At 60.9% G+C, this 16,044-nt stretch carries 15 protein-coding genes; 10 read left to right on the top strand and 5 right to left on the bottom strand.

The window, feature by feature from the left end; all coding sequences use genetic code 11:
- Together PW792_03500 and PW792_03495 are read right to left on the bottom strand one after the other, a co-directional pair.
- Complete coding sequence (locus PW792_03500) at nt 1-438, bottom strand: thioesterase family protein (GenBank protein ID MDE1160996.1); 438 nt, start codon at nt 436-438, stop codon at nt 1-3.
- Nucleotides 439-455: 17 nt separating this feature from the next.
- Nucleotides 456-1,304: a hydroxymethylglutaryl-CoA lyase gene (locus tag PW792_03495; GenBank protein MDE1160995.1), complete on the bottom strand. Its 849-nt coding sequence runs from the start codon at nt 1,302-1,304 to the stop codon at nt 456-458.
- Nucleotides 1,305-1,345: 41 nt separating this feature from the next.
- Between PW792_03495 and PW792_03490 the strand changes: the two genes are divergently transcribed.
- Together PW792_03490 and PW792_03485 are read left to right on the top strand one after the other, a co-directional pair.
- Entirely contained in the window at nt 1,346-1,972 is a 627-nt protein-coding gene (locus PW792_03490; GenBank protein MDE1160994.1) for a nicotinamidase, read from the top strand.
- Between the two features lie 236 nt (nt 1,973-2,208).
- The gene (locus tag PW792_03485) at nt 2,209-2,778 is read left to right on the top strand and encodes a helix-turn-helix transcriptional regulator (GenBank protein MDE1160993.1); all 570 of its coding nucleotides are present in this window, start codon (nt 2,209-2,211) and stop codon (nt 2,776-2,778) included.
- An 81-nt stretch (nt 2,779-2,859) separates the two neighbouring features.
- On the opposite strand, the gene PW792_03480 is transcribed toward PW792_03485, so the two are convergent.
- Entirely contained in the window at nt 2,860-3,588 is a 729-nt protein-coding gene (locus PW792_03480; GenBank protein ID MDE1160992.1) for a class I SAM-dependent methyltransferase, read from the bottom strand.
- Between the two features lie 100 nt (nt 3,589-3,688).
- Here PW792_03480 and uppS point away from each other — a divergent pair, with 100 nt between their 5' ends.
- The 4 genes from uppS (at nt 3,689) to PW792_03460 (ending at nt 6,871) form a co-directional block, all read left to right on the top strand.
- A complete protein-coding gene (uppS, locus tag PW792_03475; protein ID MDE1160991.1) occupies nt 3,689-4,612 on the top strand; it encodes a polyprenyl diphosphate synthase in 924 nt (307 codons plus the stop codon).
- Between the two features lie 95 nt (nt 4,613-4,707).
- On the top strand, nt 4,708-5,067 hold the full coding sequence (locus PW792_03470) for a hypothetical protein (protein ID MDE1160990.1): 360 nt from the start codon (nt 4,708-4,710) through the stop codon (nt 5,065-5,067).
- A gap of 166 nt (nt 5,068-5,233) precedes the next feature.
- Nucleotides 5,234-5,965 (top strand): hypothetical protein, encoded by a 732-nt coding sequence (locus tag PW792_03465; protein MDE1160989.1) that lies wholly within the window; start codon nt 5,234-5,236, stop codon nt 5,963-5,965.
- 60 nt (nt 5,966-6,025) lie between these two features.
- Nucleotides 6,026-6,871 (top strand): phosphatidate cytidylyltransferase, encoded by an 846-nt coding sequence (locus PW792_03460; GenBank protein MDE1160988.1) that lies wholly within the window; start codon nt 6,026-6,028, stop codon nt 6,869-6,871.
- Here the strand turns inward: PW792_03460 and PW792_03455 are convergent.
- Complete coding sequence (locus tag PW792_03455) at nt 6,868-7,866, bottom strand: restriction endonuclease (protein ID MDE1160987.1); 999 nt, start codon at nt 7,864-7,866, stop codon at nt 6,868-6,870. The two genes, PW792_03460 and PW792_03455, sit on opposite strands and share 4 nt — an antisense overlap.
- 81 nt (nt 7,867-7,947) lie before the next feature.
- Between PW792_03455 and PW792_03450 the strand changes: the two genes are divergently transcribed.
- Nucleotides 7,948-9,123, top strand: coding sequence for a 1-deoxy-D-xylulose-5-phosphate reductoisomerase (locus tag PW792_03450; GenBank protein MDE1160986.1), 1,176 nt, complete (start codon nt 7,948-7,950; stop codon nt 9,121-9,123).
- A 24-nt stretch (nt 9,124-9,147) separates the two neighbouring features.
- Nucleotides 9,148-10,554 carry an RIP metalloprotease RseP gene (gene rseP / locus PW792_03445; GenBank protein MDE1160985.1) on the top strand — a complete coding sequence of 469 codons (1,407 nt, stop codon included), beginning with the start codon at nt 9,148-9,150 and terminating at the stop codon, nt 10,552-10,554.
- A 70-nt stretch (nt 10,555-10,624) separates the two neighbouring features.
- Here rseP and PW792_03440 read toward each other — a convergent pair whose 3' ends face one another.
- On the bottom strand, nt 10,625-11,626 hold the full coding sequence (locus PW792_03440; GenBank protein ID MDE1160984.1) for a phosphoesterase: 1,002 nt from the start codon (nt 11,624-11,626) through the stop codon (nt 10,625-10,627).
- Nucleotides 11,627-11,722: 96 nt separating this feature from the next.
- Here PW792_03440 and PW792_03435 point away from each other — a divergent pair, with 96 nt between their 5' ends.
- Together PW792_03435 and PW792_03430 are read left to right on the top strand one after the other, a co-directional pair.
- A complete protein-coding gene (locus tag PW792_03435) occupies nt 11,723-12,811 on the top strand; it encodes a CPBP family intramembrane metalloprotease (GenBank protein MDE1160983.1) in 1,089 nt (362 codons plus the stop codon).
- A gap of 15 nt (nt 12,812-12,826) precedes the next feature.
- Entirely contained in the window at nt 12,827-15,976 is a 3,150-nt protein-coding gene (locus tag PW792_03430; protein ID MDE1160982.1) for a penicillin acylase family protein, read from the top strand.
- Nucleotides 15,977-16,044: the final 68 nt, after the last annotated feature.

The following is a 16,044-nucleotide window of genomic DNA, read 5'->3' as shown; positions in this document are numbered from 1 at the left end:
TTACTCGCTCTCCGGGTGCGCGACACGCGCAAACTCTGCGGCGTACTTGGCCGGCATCGTACGCCGCTTCATGTCGCGGCCCACGACCATGTGTACCGTCTCACCGCTGCACAACACGTCCTCACCACGTCGCACTTCATACTCAAAGCGCACAATCGATCCACGCACACCCGCGAGTTTCGTCCGTACTACAAGCTGATCGTCATAACGCGCCGGAGCCTTGTATCGCGCACGGGCTTCAACAACCGCGATCAACGCACCCTCTTCACGCTCCATGGCCGCGTAGTCCAGCCCCATGGCACGAATGAAGTCCACGCGACCCACCTCAAACCAGACCAGATAATTCGCGTGATACACCACGCCCATCTGGTCGGTTTCTGCATAGCGCACGCGCACGTGCGATTCAGAGTATCCATGCTGGAGAAGGTTGTTGTTCATCGTCTTCAGTATCGCTCTCAGCCGAAGCGCTTGGCGAGGTCCGCCGTTGTGTTCGCCAACCCGTCGAGCGGGCGCAGACGGGGAAGCTCAGCGTTCAACGAATGCAATGTAGCCACCAGCACTTCGGTCGGCAACATCGGCATCGCGTCCGAGAAGAAGGGTAGCTCGCCGCGCCCGCCGACACAGCTATCGAAACGGCGACAGCCAGCATCATAGGCAGCCTTTACCTTGTCCGCCAACGTCGCGCGATCGCCGCGCAGTCGCAGGCCGATCTCAACACCACCATGTACGTCGAGCACACAACTCATCACGTCGCGAATCAGTGCCGGGCTGGCAGTGCCTGCGGTGTCAGCCAGTGTCACCTGCTCGACACCTGCATCCACCAACAGATCTACCGCGCTCACCACTTCATCGATATCCCACGAGTCGCGGTACGGATTGCCAAATGCCATCGCCACATACGCCACGATGTCGCTGCCCGCCTTGTACGCAATCTCGCCGATCTGCTCGAGCTGTTCCAGCGCATCTTCCGGCGTCTGCCGTTGGCTCTTGTCCAGGAACGTTGGCGAGATCGAGTAAGCAAAACCCAGCGTGGAGAGGGTCTTTGTCTTCACGGCTTCTTTTGCGCCGTGCGCGTCCACAACCATGCCAATCACTTCGACGTCATCGGGTGGGTCGAGGTAATCGAGCAACTCTTCTGCGTCGGCCAGTTGAGGCAAAAAACGCGGACTCACAAAGCCCACAGCATCGAGATGCTGGAAGCCACTCTCCACCAGGGCACGCATGTAGCGCGCCTTATCTTCGATGCGCACCTGTTTGCGCAGTCCTGCAAAGAAATCCCGCGGGCTTTCAACGATCTTGACCATAGACTTCTATTCTCTCGCAACCGCAGGAGTATGCTGCGGCTATGTCTGCCGCGCTCAATCTTCGCCCTACTGACGCCCTTCTCGTCATCGACATGCAACGGGATTTCCTGCCCGGCGGATCGCTTGGCGTTGCGGGTGGAGATGAGATCATCCAGCCAATCGAAGAGTTGGCGAAGCGCTTCGAGCACGTCCTCCTCACAGCGGACTGGCATCCGGCAGGGCATATCTCCTTCGCCTCCACGCATGACAAACAGCCGTTCACCGAAACGGTTGAAGCCGAGTACGGCACACAGCAACTCTGGCCAGACCACTGCGTGCAGGCCACGCCCGGCGCTGAGATTGCGGTCAACATTCCGCACGCAGAACTCCTCCTGCGAAAAGGCTTCCGCAAACAGATCGACAGCTACTCGGCGTTTGTCGAAAATGATAAGCAGACGCCCACCGGGCTTGCTGGCTATCTGCGCGAGCGCAGGTTGACGCGGCTCTTCTTCTGCGGCTTGGCATACGACTATTGCGTGGGAAATTCTGCGCTGGATGCGGCACGTCTCGGCTTTGAAACGATTGTGATCAGCGATCTTTGCCGGGCCGTGAGCCCAAATTCAGCAGAAATCATGCAGGGACTCTTCGATGCCGCCAACGTTGCGCAGATCACAAAAGGCGAAGACTAAGAGGCAATCTTCTATGAAGAGAACGAGTTAGCAGGCGAAGTATCGCGTAATGGCTGAACGCGATGTTTACTACTTTGGTTCTCTTCCCTGTCTCCTGCCACTTTTCTGGGAGTATCTCCGGGATAACCCTTGACTCTCTCGATACGGGGTGTCACTCTAGGCACATCGTTCACCTCCGTTATCGGACGTGAATCGGTCGGCGCCCCGCTCTGGCAGCCGTCCGCGCAACATACAACATGGCAACTTCGATGGCACCCGTCCCCGTCGTGGCTCCCGTACAGGAACTCGTCGCAGAACGCGAAGTCCTCAAGTGCGAACACTGCAAGCTGGTCCAGTTCCGGACCTCAGCAGATACGTGCCGACGCTGCAAGAAGTCTTTGCTGCCTGAGCTTCCCAAGCCCCAAACAACCATCTCGCTCGTTCCTGCGCCCGCCGAGGGCGAAGAGGAAGGCACGATTCAGGTAGCGACCGCTGTGCGTGATCTGCGCCGCGTCCGCAACCTCTCGCAGCGCCAGTTGGCTGCGCGCATGAACGTTCCGCGGACCTACATCTCCAAGATCGAGAATGCGAAGGCCATGCCGACGCTGTCCTCGCTCGACCGCCTGGCCCGCGCCCTGCAGGTGGACATCTCCGCCCTGCTGCGTGATGCTCCGACGCGCCACAAGGACGAGGCCGCCATGCTGACCTCCGACCCCTTCCTGGCCGAGATCGCCAAGTACACCCAGCACCTGAACGCGACACAGAAGTCGATCTTCCTGAACCACGTTCGCGAACTGGCCCAGGGCCGCACCCGCAAGCTGGCCTAAACACCAGCAGCAGCGCGACCTTCTTTCCTCCAGACGCCCCTCCGCCCCTTTTCACAAAGGAGTGGAGGGGCGTCTCTCCATTTAGCGCAAAGAAGGCTGCCGCATCCGGTAAATGCCAGTTATGTCCTCCGGTGAGGCCACCGGATCAGCCACAGCATCCTCATCCGACATGGGCAGCGAGTTGCGGAAGAGCTGCTCCAACCGCTCATCGCCTTGAAGCGGGGTTGCGTCGTACTCGTTCTGGTAGATGATGTACGTTTCTCCACCCATCGCGGACAAAGCGTTCAGCACGATACGCATGACCGGCGGACCGAAGGGGTTGTAGAGAAAGACAAGGCGCGGGCCTTCGCCGTAGAGGACCTTCGTCGCATCGCCCTGTTCCGCCCGAATCGCACACGCAGCCTTCCCTGCCGAGGTCCAAAGCGCGGCATTCCGTTGCGCGATTTTCGCCAGATCGGCGTCGAGTTCGACCCCCAGTGCGCTGCGAAACGGCAGTTGGCTGCCTAACAGCAGCGATCGTCCCTTGCCGCAGCCGAGGTCAAAAAAAGCGAAGTCGCTGACAGGACGATCTCCAATCTGCTGCGTCCAGATCTCCAGCGCAGCCAGCATCCGCGACGGCGGAACGCCAGCGTAAGCGGTAATGTGCTGATCGCTTTCGCCCCCCGCCCCCAGGCTCGCCCCCGCAATCACGCCGCTGGTATCTGTGCCATGCTGCACATCGAACGGATGCTGGTGGTCTTTGCGTCCAAGTAGCAGGCCCTTCGCCCTGGAAGCCAGTCTGCGGAGCTTCCGTTTGCTGAGAAATCCCATCCTTTTCCCTCCGGAGAATCAGGCTTCAGCATACCGACGTAGTTTCCACCGTGCTCAGTGCCGCGGTTTTTTGCTACCCTTTCGACAAGCGAGAGCAGCCGTGTCCCAGTCCCAGAAGCAAAACCCCTATCAGCGGTCGAACCGCTCCCACGAGCTCACGCTCGCCGAGCGTCGTATCTACGACGAGCTTTGCCTCGACCGCATGCCGCAGCACGTCGCCATCATCATGGACGGCAATGGCCGCTGGGCGGGCAAGCGTGCGCTGAAGCGCTTCCTCGGACACCAGCAGGGCGCAGAGAGTGTGCAGTACGTTGTCGAGACAGCGTCACGGATCGACGTGCCATGGATCACGCTCTACGCCTTCTCCATCGAAAACAACCTGCGCCGCCCCGGCGCAGAAGTCAGCTTCCTGATGAAGCTGCTGAAGAACTACCTCGTCTCCAACGTCGAGCGCATGAACGCGAACAACATTCGCATGGCCTACATTGGGCGCACGCATGAACTGAGCGAAGACGTGCAGGAAACGATGCGCTGGGCTGCAGAGCAGACCGCGAAGAATACCGGCACCACGCTGACGCTCGCACTCAACTACGGCTCTCGAGCCGAGATCGTCGACTCCGCTCGCTCGATCGTCACGAAGATGTTTACCGAGGCCCAGAAGCGCGGCATCTCCATCGAAGATATGCTCGCAGCCGAAGGTGGTGACGAGGCCATCCGCACGCGCATCGACGAAGATACGCTGGCGCAGAACCTGTACACCGCGCACATGCCTGATCCTGACCTTGTCATCCGCACCTCGGGCGAGCAGCGCATCTCGAACTTCCTGCTCTGGCAGCTTGCGTACTCCGAGATCTTCGTCACCGACCGCCTGTGGCCGGACTTCCGCGGCGAGCATCTGCTGGAGGCGATTCATGCCTACCAGCAGCGCGAGCGCCGCTTCGGCGGCCTGGGTGAAACCAGCGACGAGAACCTCTCCGACGTTCTGCCGACCGAAGCAGAACTTGCAGCAACGAACTCAAAATAAAACATCCATCCTCAGAGACTTTTCTGAAGACCACGCGTCCTCACCTGTAGAAGTGCGAGCGTTTGAGCTCGCCCCCTTCCTCTGAGGCCCGCTCCATGAGCATCACGCGGCGTTCGCATTTGTTCCTGATTACGCTGCTGTGCCATGTGCTGCTCTTCAGCCAGACGGCACACGCCGCGAACAGAGCAGCGGTCGCCGCCAGCCTTACGCAGGCTCCTCAACAAGTGGTCAAGCTGACCGTTGCTCCGCCGCAACAGCGGAGAACAGACGCTCGCGCCGCCACGGTCGCTCTGCCCGACCTTCCCATTGCAGCCCCTCTACAAAGCATCGCCTGGACGCTCGTCCTGGCAGCGCTCCTGCTCATTGCCGCAGAGACTAAGCAACGCTACACAAGCTCCTCGCTGGCGTCTCTCGCCGTTCTGCCGCAGCGGGCGCGCTTCTCTCGCCGCGAATAGCAGCCTCTCCTTCCCTCGCCACAACGTAGGAGCTTCCCGCGCGTGCCTCGCGCCCGAAGCTTCCCCCGTGAGCTCTCCGGGCCACGCCGCTGCGCCTTCGCGACAGCACGCGGCGCTGCGCCCGGTTTCATCGGCCCCTTTGCGGCCGAAGAAGAGGAACATCGTCATGCGTTTTCTTTATCGTCTTCACTCCGCGGTCGCAGCCGCGTTGATCACCGCCTTTTTCGTGGGAACTACAGCCAGCGCCCAACAGCCGGCAGCACCAGCGCAATACCTGCCCGAAGCCAGCGCCCAACAACTACTGATGGACGCCCAGACCGTCGCGCTGGTCGACATGGGCGAGCAACCGGGATGGCCGCAGTACAGAGCCAACGCTGTCCCATTGCTGGAGGCATCGCTGAAGAACTGGGGACGCTACCGCGTCGTCCGCGACCCCGCGCAGGCCGACGTAATTCTGCAACTCACCGAGACCACGCAACCATTCACCATCTATGGCGACGATGGCTCGCGGGAGTACATCGGCCATCATCCCTACCTGAAGCTCACCATCGTCAATCCGCACTCCATGGAGCCGCTCTGGACGATCACCGTTCCCGCCCTCGCAGGCCTCGACCACAAGCGCGACCTCTTCGACATGTCCGTTGAAAACGTCACCAGCCAGCTTAAGCTGCTCAATGGGATGCCGCTCGCCAAGCAGCAGACCGCCGACCTGAACTATCTGGAAACAAAGCGCAAACATGCAGAGCACTGGCTCGCTGTTGGCGGCCTGTTGATGGTCGGGGCGTTCGCCACAGCCGTCATCGTCGGAAAGCTTGCGTTCGACAAATCCGTTGAAGATGGCAAGGAGCAGCAGAAGGAGTTCTGCATCCAGAACCACATCCCGAACTGCGCTGTGTAGCAGCGTGGGGAGCCGCCGAATCGTACGCTCGGCGGCTCCACCATGTATCCTCAACAACGAATGAAGCGCGTACTTACAGCCGTAGTTTTGATCGCCATCGTCGTCTCGCTTGTGCTGCTCGGCAAGCTGTGGATGATCACGCTCCTCGCCGCCCTGATCGCTATTCTGGCCGCGATGGAGTTCCGCACCATCTCCGCCGCAGGCAAAAGCCCTATCCCGCTCTGGTGGACGATCGCGGCGATTACGCTCTTCTTCCTCGCCGTCTTCCTGCGCCCGCAGGACACGATCACCGCTGTCGTCTTCTCCACGCTCGTGCTCTTTGCGTGGAACGCACTGACCACCGGCGTCGATCGCGTGCTTGGCGAGACAGCCTCCGGCGTTCTGTTGCTCGTGTACATCGCGTACCCGCTGACGCTGCTGCCGCAGATCTGGTCGCTGGAGAACGGCACGGCGCTTCTGCTCTTCCTCTTTCTCTGCGTCTGGTGCGGAGACATTGCCGCGCTCTACGTCGGCAAGAACTTCGGCAAGCACAAGCTCGCCCCCACTCTTTCTCCAAACAAGACCTGGGAAGGCGCGGTTGCTTCGGTGGCCGCCGCCGTAGGCTTCGGCATGGCTCTGGTGTGGCTTGGTGGATGGCTGGCGACGAACGGCTCCGGCTACACGCGGCTGCACACCTCAGCCCCGTGGTGGGAGTACGTTCTGCTTGCAGTCGGTCTGAACATCGCTGCCCAGTTTGGCGACCTGCTGGAGTCGGCACTGAAGCGCGGCGCAGGCATCAAGGACTCGGGTACTCTGCTACCCGGCCACGGCGGCATCCTCGACCGCATCGACGCCCTGCTGCTGGCGGCGCCGGTGCTGTGGTTTGTGTGGGTAGTGAAGGAGTATTACTCGCTGGGTAGCTTCTAAACTGGCCAGTAAATCTTCTTTAGGGGAAGTAACGCCCGCGCTTCAGCATCCATCTGGTCGTAGTGCTCCACGATGGCCTTTCCAAGGTCGTCTGCGTCCATAAGAGTCAAATTTTGATTTGTGCGGTCGGCTTCATACCGCGCTTCGCGAGTGAACCCGCCCGTACTCACATAAAGACCATTATCGTTTTGGCGTAGACCGCCGACAAAACTGCGGACTTCAGGTGCCCCCATCGTGTTCTTACGGTGCTTTACTTCGACTACGATCCGTGGAGGCTGGAAACCAAAGCCATCAGGTGATGCAAGGATGTCTCTTCCCCGATCAGGTCCTGCGGGGGAAATCCTAGTCTTATAACCCATCGCACGCAGCAGCCCTGCGACAAGTTCCTGCATTTCGTCCCAAGCGAGTTTACTCAACCTATCCTGCAAGAACTCAAGCGCACGCTGCTCAGTATCCCTTCGCACTTCGGTCTCGCCTTCAGCCTCGTCCTCAACGGATTCGGTGACGGGTATAGCAATTGCCTTCTGCCCTGCTCCACGCAGCTCCTCAGCAGCTTCGTCAGAGAGACGAAAAATCGTAGAGATTGAACCAAGCGAGTTCTTAGCTGCTGCGGACAATACATCACGCGCAATCTCTTTTTCCCACTTCACAGCCTTCGTATGAACAAGTTCGGGATCATACTCTGGGTGGTAGATATACTCCCCAGTAACGGTGCCGAGGTGATATACGCGACGGTTGGAATCATAGGTAGCGGTCGTAGCTCCGGGCACAAGCTCTGAACGAAAACGATACACCTGACCAACACTGGAAGAGTTTTGAAACTTGTTGCTATCAGGCCATGCCCTTTCAACAAGCCCTCGAATCTGATCGCGGCTACGAACATCCGAAAGATCACCCAACTGCCACCACCCGATCGCCACCATCTGTCGAGACAAGAACTCATCGATAAAGATCGAATCGCGCCCCGCGCGTACCATCAACACCTGCTTCACCATGGCAGCCAGTATACAAACGGGAAACTCCAGTCCAACTCCTATCGCACGCAGGGAATCCTGCATATCTGCGAAAATAGCTGAGTGAAGAAGATCAGCATCCTCGGCTCGACCGGCTCTATCGGTACGAGCACCCTCAGCATCTGCGAGTCGCACCCCGACCAGTTCCATCCCGTAGCTCTTGCCGCCGGTTCCAACCTCACGCTTGCCTTCGAGCAGTGCGTGCGATGGAGGCCGAAGGTCGTCTCCATCTCGACCGAAGAGCTTGCCAACGCGCTGGAAGCGAAGCTGAAGGCCGCCGGTATTGCCGGCATCGACGTCGTCTACGGCACAGCTGGAACCGTTCGCGTGGCCACGCTCCCCGAGGCTGACTTTGTCGTCTCCGCCATCGTCGGCGTCGCAGGCCTCGAAGCCACCTACGCTGCCGTGCTCGCGGGCAAGACCATCGGCCTTGCAAATAAGGAAGCGCTCGTCGCAGCTGGTGACCTGATCCTTGAAGCCGCGCGCGAGCGCGGTGTGGCTCTGTTGCCCATCGACAGCGAGCACAACGCGATCCACCAGTGTATGCGTGGCGGCGCTGCCAGCGAAGTAAAGCAGATATGGCTCACCGCCTCCGGTGGCCCCTTCCGCAACACGCCGCTCGCCGACTTCGAACACATCACGCCCGCACAGGCGTTGAAGCATCCGACATGGGTGATGGGTCAGCGCATCACCGTCGACTCCGCGACCATGCTGAACAAGGGCCTCGAGATCATCGAAGCCTGCCGCCTCTTCAACCTGCCGCCCGAAAAGGTGAAGGTCACCGTGCATCCGCAGTCGACGATCCACTCGCTGGTCGAGTACGTCGACGGCTCGATCCTCGCGCAAATCTCCGTGACCGACATGCGCCTGCCGATCCTCTACGCGATGGCCTACCCCGAGCGCATTGCGAGCGACCTGACCTTCGACATGGCCGCCCTCTCACGCCTGGACTTCCAGCAGCCTGACTTTGAACGCTTCCCTTGCCTGCGCCTGGCGTATGAAGCCGCAGGCGCGTCGCAAGCGCATTGCATCGCCCTGAACGCCGCCGACGAAATCGCCGTCGAGGCTTTTTTGCGTGGGGATCTACCGTTTCTCGGCATCCCACGTACTATCGAGCGAGTGCTCACGCTCACGGCCAAGGCCTCGCCAGCGTCTATTCAGGATGTGCTGGCCGCCGACCGTCTCGCCCGCGAACTGGCCCGAGAAGCCGTTGCCAACACCAAAGCTGTCACTGCCTAACTTTCCGAGAGATCACGCCACGCTATGACCGCTACCCATATTCTGCTCGTCGTTGTTGAATTCACCATTGTGCTCGGCATCATGGTGCTGGTCCATGAGTTCGGCCACTTCGCCATGGCCAAACTCTGCGGCGTGCGCGTCGAAACCTTCTCCATTGGCTTTGGTCCTCGCGTTATCGGCATCAAGCGTGGCGACACCGACTACCGCATCTCCCTGCTGCCGCTCGGCGGCTATGTGAAGATGGCGGGCGATAACGACAACCCTGCCGAGCGACGTCTCGATGAAGGCATTGATCTGCACGGCGCGGACCACCCGCATGACCCTGCGGAGTTCAACGCACGCCCGCGCTGGCAGCGGATTCTCATCGCCCTCGCTGGTCCGTTTGCCAACTTTGTCCTCTCCATCTGCCTGCTGCTGGCCATGGGGCTCTTCCACCACGAAGTGGACCAGTACCTCGATGGCCCAGCCATCGTGGACTATGTCACCGCCAGCAGCAGCGCTGCGAAACTCGGCATCGCCTCCGGTGACACCATCATCGCGTACGGCGACACCAAAGCGCCTACCTGGAACGATGTGCTCACCAACAGTGCGCTGAACCTGAACCGCGACCTGCCCATCACCTGGCAGCACAACGGCAAGTCGCACAGTGGAACAATTCACGCAGTCTCCGGCGGCAACGATCAGCAGCCAGACCCGAGCGCAATGCTTCCGGCCATCGGCTTCATTCCACGCGAGCAAGCCGAGCCTGTTGGCGTGTACTCCGTCGCTGCCGGCACGCCTGCTGACCGCGCAGGGGTTCAGGCCGGTGACGAGCTTGAGCGTATCGACGGCATGGCTCCGCACTCGGTGATGGCACTGCTCGCGTACATGAAGGACCAGGGCGGCAAGCCTGCGGTGCTCACCATTCTGCGTAAGGGTCAAACGCTCGCCGTCAGCATCACGCCGGAGAAGCTTGACAATGGCGCAGGCAACATCGCCTACCGCCTCGGTTTCACGAACCGCCCGACACCGATCAAGGTCGTCCACCTGCCTTTTGGCGCTGCGCTGAAGCAGTCGTTCAAGGACAACAAGGATGATGCCACGCAGATCTTCAAGGTACTCAAAGGCCTCTTCACACGCCATGTTTCGGTGAAGGCTCTAAGTGGCCCCGTCGGCATCGCGCAAGAGATCGATATGGCCACGCAATTTGGCATGTGGACGCTGGTACGCGTGATGAGCATGATCTCGATCAATCTCGGCATCTTCAATCTGTTGCCGATGCCGTTGCTCGACGGCGGCATGATTCTCTTCCTCCTTTGGGAGAGCATCACGCGGCGTGACGTGAGCATCGTGGTGAAAGAGCGCGTCTACCAGGTCGCGTTCGTCTGCCTCATCCTCTTTGCAGCATTCGTGCTCTTCAATGACATCACCAAGCTGCGGATGCATCCGTAACGCTTCACCATCACAAAGAGAAGAGGTCACAGCCTTGGCTGTGACCTCTTCTCTTTGCACTTAGACAAAACTACTTCGCAAGATCACGCAACTGCGCGACGATCTCCGCGGCTGCAGCACGGGCATCCTCTTCCTTCTCTACCGGGAAGCTGATCGCTCCTACGCGCGGGTGTCCGCCGCCGCCATAGCGCTCGCAGATCGCCGCAATATTCGCCAGCTCGCTCGCAGGCTTCGTCGTCCACGGGTTTGTCCCCACGCTGATCTTCGTGCGGAAGCTCGACTTCGATAGACCCACATGGTACGTGCCACCTGGGTGCAGGTAGTACGGGATGAACTTGTTGTAGCCCTCGGTCGGCTGGTCCGCAATGTCGAACGTAATCACCTCGCGGTCGAGCTTCGAACGGCTTTCAATCAACGCGATCTGTGCACGATGCTTCTCCAGGAGCGGAGCGATGCGCTCGGCAACAAACAGCTGCTCGAGCACCTGCTGCAGGCTCATCTCCGTGAGCAGCGGAATCATCTTCTGGCCGAACTCCGCATCCGGCGCACTCTCGATCGCCATCGTCAGCTTCATCGCGGGCTCAGCCATCTCCACCGCAGCCTTCGCACTCTCGTACTTTGCACCGTCCACGATGTTGGCCCAGTGGATCAACTCAGCCAGCGGGGCAACATCCATGCCGAACTTCGTGCTGGCAATATGTGCGATCCAGCCAGTGCAACTGACATAGCTGGGGTCAAAAAACTGCCGCATCGCCTTCGGTCCGGAAGTACCGTCCGCGTTTACCTGCCCTGCTCGAAAAGCGGTCTCTTCCGCCTCATTCGCAAACGCGGACTGATGATGATCGAACCACCAGGTCACCTTCTCCGAAGGGTTGAACTTGAAGTCGACGACAGCGTTTTCTCCCTCCGTGAGGAAGGAGCTTTCGTCGAAGAGTGCACCAGCCTTATGCACCAGTCCGCGATACTCGAAGCTCGAGGCCGTACCGACGCACTCGCGATGAAAGCGGGTAAACAGCGACGCGGAGCAGGCGCCGTCAAAACATTTGTCATGGAAGAAAACACGGCAGTTCACGGGCAAACACCTCGGCCGAAAGCGGCAAACGCTTCTCAGGATACCGCGTATGCTGGAGGGAACTTCGCATCGGCGACACTCAGGAGCCCTATCCGCATGGAAGAACTTCGCGACCCCGAACAGCTCACCCCGCAGGAGCCGCCCGTTGCAGCCTTCACTAAGCCCGAAGAGCCGAATAGCGTCTTCTTTGGTCGTTTTGGTATGCGCGCCGGATGGGGCTTTGCCATCTATGTCGTTCTTTCAATCGTCATCATGAGCATCTCCGGCGTCTTCGCCGTCGGGCTCTCCGGGCAGTTCAAAGCTATACAGCAGGCCCATGCCTACGCTGCAGCCCACCCCGGACAGGTTGTACCGCCGGTCCACCGTGACCTGATGCCCATCTTCCCGATCGCAAATGATGGCATTGAGTTTCTCGGCCTGCTCGGCATCTGCTGGTTCTTCGCCAAAGGCGAACGGCGGCCAATGCGTGCCTATGGTCTGGGCCGCAATCGCGTGTGGGACATCCTTCCCGGCGCTCTCTGGGGGCTTGCCATGATGACGGCACTCATCGGTGTTCTCCACGCCGGTGGCTGGCTGATCTTTGATGGTCTCAACGTGCATGGCGCGACCGCGCTGGCCTTTGGCATCAAGTGGCTGATCGGCTTCATCTGCGTCGGCTTCGCGGAAGAGTACATGTTCCGCGGCTATCTGCAGTTCACGCTGATGCGCGGCGTCTGGGGCCTTGGCGAAAAGCTCTCGCCGCAGTCGCCGTTCAGCGCTTCGTTCTGGCTCGCCGCTACGCTGATGTCGGTGCTCTTCGCCGCCGTCCACATCGCCAACGGAGGCGAAACAGCCTTCGGCATTCTGCAAGTCTTCGTCGCGGGAATGGTCTTCAGCTACGCGCTGTGGCGTACCGGCTCGCTGTGGTGGGGTGTCGGTTTCCATGCTACGTGGGACTGGGCGCAGAGCTTCCTCTTCGGCGTGCCGGACAGCGGCGGTCTTTCCTTCGGCCGCCTCTTCAACACCCATGTCGCTGGCCCGAAGCTGCTCTCCGGCGGCACCACCGGCCCAGAGGGCTCCGTCTTCGGAACGGTCGCGCTCCTGCTCACGCTCGTTGCCATTGCGCTTGTAAAACGCGGCCCGCAGCCTTCGCCTGAACCCGAACCAAAGCCTGCCTCCGAGGGGTTCCACAACAGCGCCGCCTAAAATCTAAGGTTGGTGATGAACTCTTTCGAGCAGCCGGGCGAACCGGAACAGCGCAACGAAACGCCCGCACATGAGCCCACCGAGGCCACGTCCGAGCCCCGGCTTCTCACGCGACGCAGCCACGACGAAGACGAAGCTGCTGAAGCCAGCCCCAACCTGCGCGAACAGGCGGAGGCTCGCGCCTCGTCCCTGAGAATGCAGGCCGCAGAAGCCGTAGCCCGGTACCGCCAGCGACGCCGTCAAATTCAACAGGAATCACCAGAGGCCATCGCCGCCCGTGCGACAAGGGCGAGCAAACTGCGCTGGCGCAAGTGGATCTTCCTCTCGGCAGCGCTTGTCCTCTTCCTTCTGCTCTCCCTCGGCGGCTTCATCGTTTCGCTGCGCCACGATCTTCATGACAGCCTGCCGCAGCTCGACGGCGAAGCACACACCGCTGGCCTCAGCGAGGCGGTCACCGTCGCGCGCAACGACCAGGGCGTTCCCGCCATCACGGCAAAGTCCATCGACGACCTGCTCTTTGCGCAGGGCTACGTCACCGCGCAAGACCGCCTCTGGCAGATGGATGTCACGCGCCGCCACGCAGCCGGCGAGCTAGCCGAGATCCTCGGCTCTGGACTCGTCGACCACGATCGTCAGCAACGCATTCTGCAGCTTCGCGCCACAGCCGACCGCGCCGTCGCCAGCATGCCCGAGGACCAGCGCAAGCAGCTCGAAGCCTACGCTCGCGGAGTCAACGCCTTTCTCAATAGCCACTCCAACGCTCTGCCCGTCGAGTTCAGCCTGCTGCACTACACGCCAGAACCCTGGCAGCCGCGCGACTCCCTGCTCGTCCTCCTCGCCATGTGGCAGGACCTCTCGACCTCTTTCCCCGTCAAGCTCAACCGCGAGGCGCTCTCCACCCACCTGCCCGCGAACCTCCTCGCCGACCTCTACCCCACATCGACGTACCGCGACCGCATTCCGTCCGAGCCACGCCACGACCTCACCACGCCGGTCGAACAGATCGAGCAGATTCCGCTCGACTCCACGCAGTCCTCGCTCATCGCACCCGCCGACCTGCTTCGCCGCCAACAGAGCCTGACCCGTGAAGCCTGCACCGACTGCCGCGCGGGTTCGAACAACTGGGCGGTCGCCGCCTCGCGCTCCGCCTCTGGCGCGCCGTTGCTCTCCAACGATATGCACCTCGGCCTGCAGATTCCCAACACCTGGTATGAGGCCGTGCTGCACGCGCCGAACCTCGATGTCGCAGGCTTCTCGCTGCCAGGCGTTCCATTCATCATGGTTGGCCGCAACGCGCACGTTGCGTGGAGCTTCACCAACCTCGGTGGCGACGTGCAGGACCTCTACATCGAACACACTCGCGGCTCCGGCTCTTCGCTCGAGTACCAGCAGCGCAGCGGCGCGTGGGCTCCCGTCCAGCATCACACCGAGATCATCAAAGTACGCGCGCGCCGCAACGTCACCGTCGAGGTGCAGACGACCGAACACCCTTTCGGTGCCAGCACCATCAGCACGCCAATCCTTTCCAGCCTCTATCCCGGGGAGAAACGTTCGCTCGCGCTTGAGTGGGCCGCCTACGCGCCCAACGCGCTCAGCAATCCTCTGCTCGCCATCGAGCAGGCCACCTCCGGCCAGTCGCTCGTCGAAGCCTTCCGCGGCTTCGGTGGCCCAACGCTCAACCTCGTCTGGGCCGACGACGCACATCACATCGGCTACCACGCTGTCGGCATCATCCCCGTACGCGGCTCCATGGAGCGCCGCCCGCGTAATCTGCCCACGCTCGACCTGGGTGAGCCGACGCCCGAGCAGCAGACCACGCCCGTCCCCGCAGACGAGCCCGATGCAGACAGCGGAGACGGGGCACAAACCATGCTCCGCGAGTTCACCCCGCACCTTACGCTCGCAGCCTGGGAGCCAACACAGCGTCATCGCCACACTGCTCACAGAGTCGAGCCAAAGCCAGCACCCAAGGCCGCGTCCCGCCGCAAGACCACAAGCCGCAGAGCCTCTCGCCACAGCACACATGAACTGCGCGAACAGCTCCACGCACCCCGTCCGGTCGCAGAAAAGAAGCTCCCCCCCGCAGAGCCTATCGCTCCGCCAAAGGCAAAGCTCGACTACACCATCGGCGCTCCGGTTCCTGATGTTCCTGTTGCAGCCAGCGACGCCAGTGCGGTCTGGGTCGGGCAGATTCCGTACGACGAGCTTCCCTCCGTGGTCGACCCGCCGAACGGCGTTATTGCCACGGCGAACGCGCGCATCACGCCCGACGACTACCCCTACTTCATCGCCAACAACTGGGCGAACGCCTATCGCGTCGAGCGCATCTACCGCCGTCTCGATGGCCGCGTCTCACTGACAGCTGCGGACATGACACAGCTTCAGCACGACACCTACTCCGACTACGATCGCTTCGTCGCGCACCGTATCGCCTACGCTATCGATCATGCCCACTACGCCAAGGGCGACGCCGACCGCCTGCAGAACGCAGCCGATCTTCTGCGTCACTTCGGTGGCGATATGACACCGGAGTCCAGCGCTGCGGCCATCGTAGACGCCATCCGCAAGCAGCTTCGTCCCGCGCTGCTCACGCCCCAGATTCGCGTACACGACGGCATGAAGGCCAGTGACAAAAAGGCGCTCGACGTTGCGATGCTCTACAACTGGATGTCCTCCGACGCAGCCATCGAATCGATCCTGCTCCTGCAGCCTGCGCGCTGGCTGCCGCAAGGCTTCAACAACTGGAACGACTTCCTCGCAGCCACAGCACTCGATGCGCTGAAAGAGGCGAAGGCACCGCGTGATCTATCGCGCTGGCGCTACGCCGACGTTCATCGACAGAACATCGCACATCCACTCTTTGGCGAACACCCCGGCTACTTCCGCCGTGTCCTCGGCGTCGTTGTCGGTCTCGGACCACAGTCTGTCGGCGGCGACAACACAACCGTCAACGCCACAGCGAAGAAGTTTGGCGCCAGCGAACGCTTCACCACTGACCTCTCTTCACCCGATGCCACGGTGGCCACGCTTCCCTCTGGTCAATCCGGTAACCTGGCCAGCCCTAACGCTCTTGATCAGGCTCACGCTTACCTTGACGGCTCTTCCTTCGCTCTACCTCTGATGACAGTGCACGCAAAGCACACGCTCACATTGCTTCCCCAATAAGTCCCATCCAATACACAAGCAAACTATGGGCCCTGTTCTTTGTTGAGAACAGGGCCCATAGTTTGCCA

Source organism: Acidobacteriaceae bacterium, assembly GCA_028283655.1.
In the GTDB taxonomy this organism is placed as follows: domain Bacteria; phylum Acidobacteriota; class Terriglobia; order Terriglobales; family Acidobacteriaceae; genus Granulicella.
This window is presented reverse-complemented; position numbering and strand designations above follow the sequence as displayed.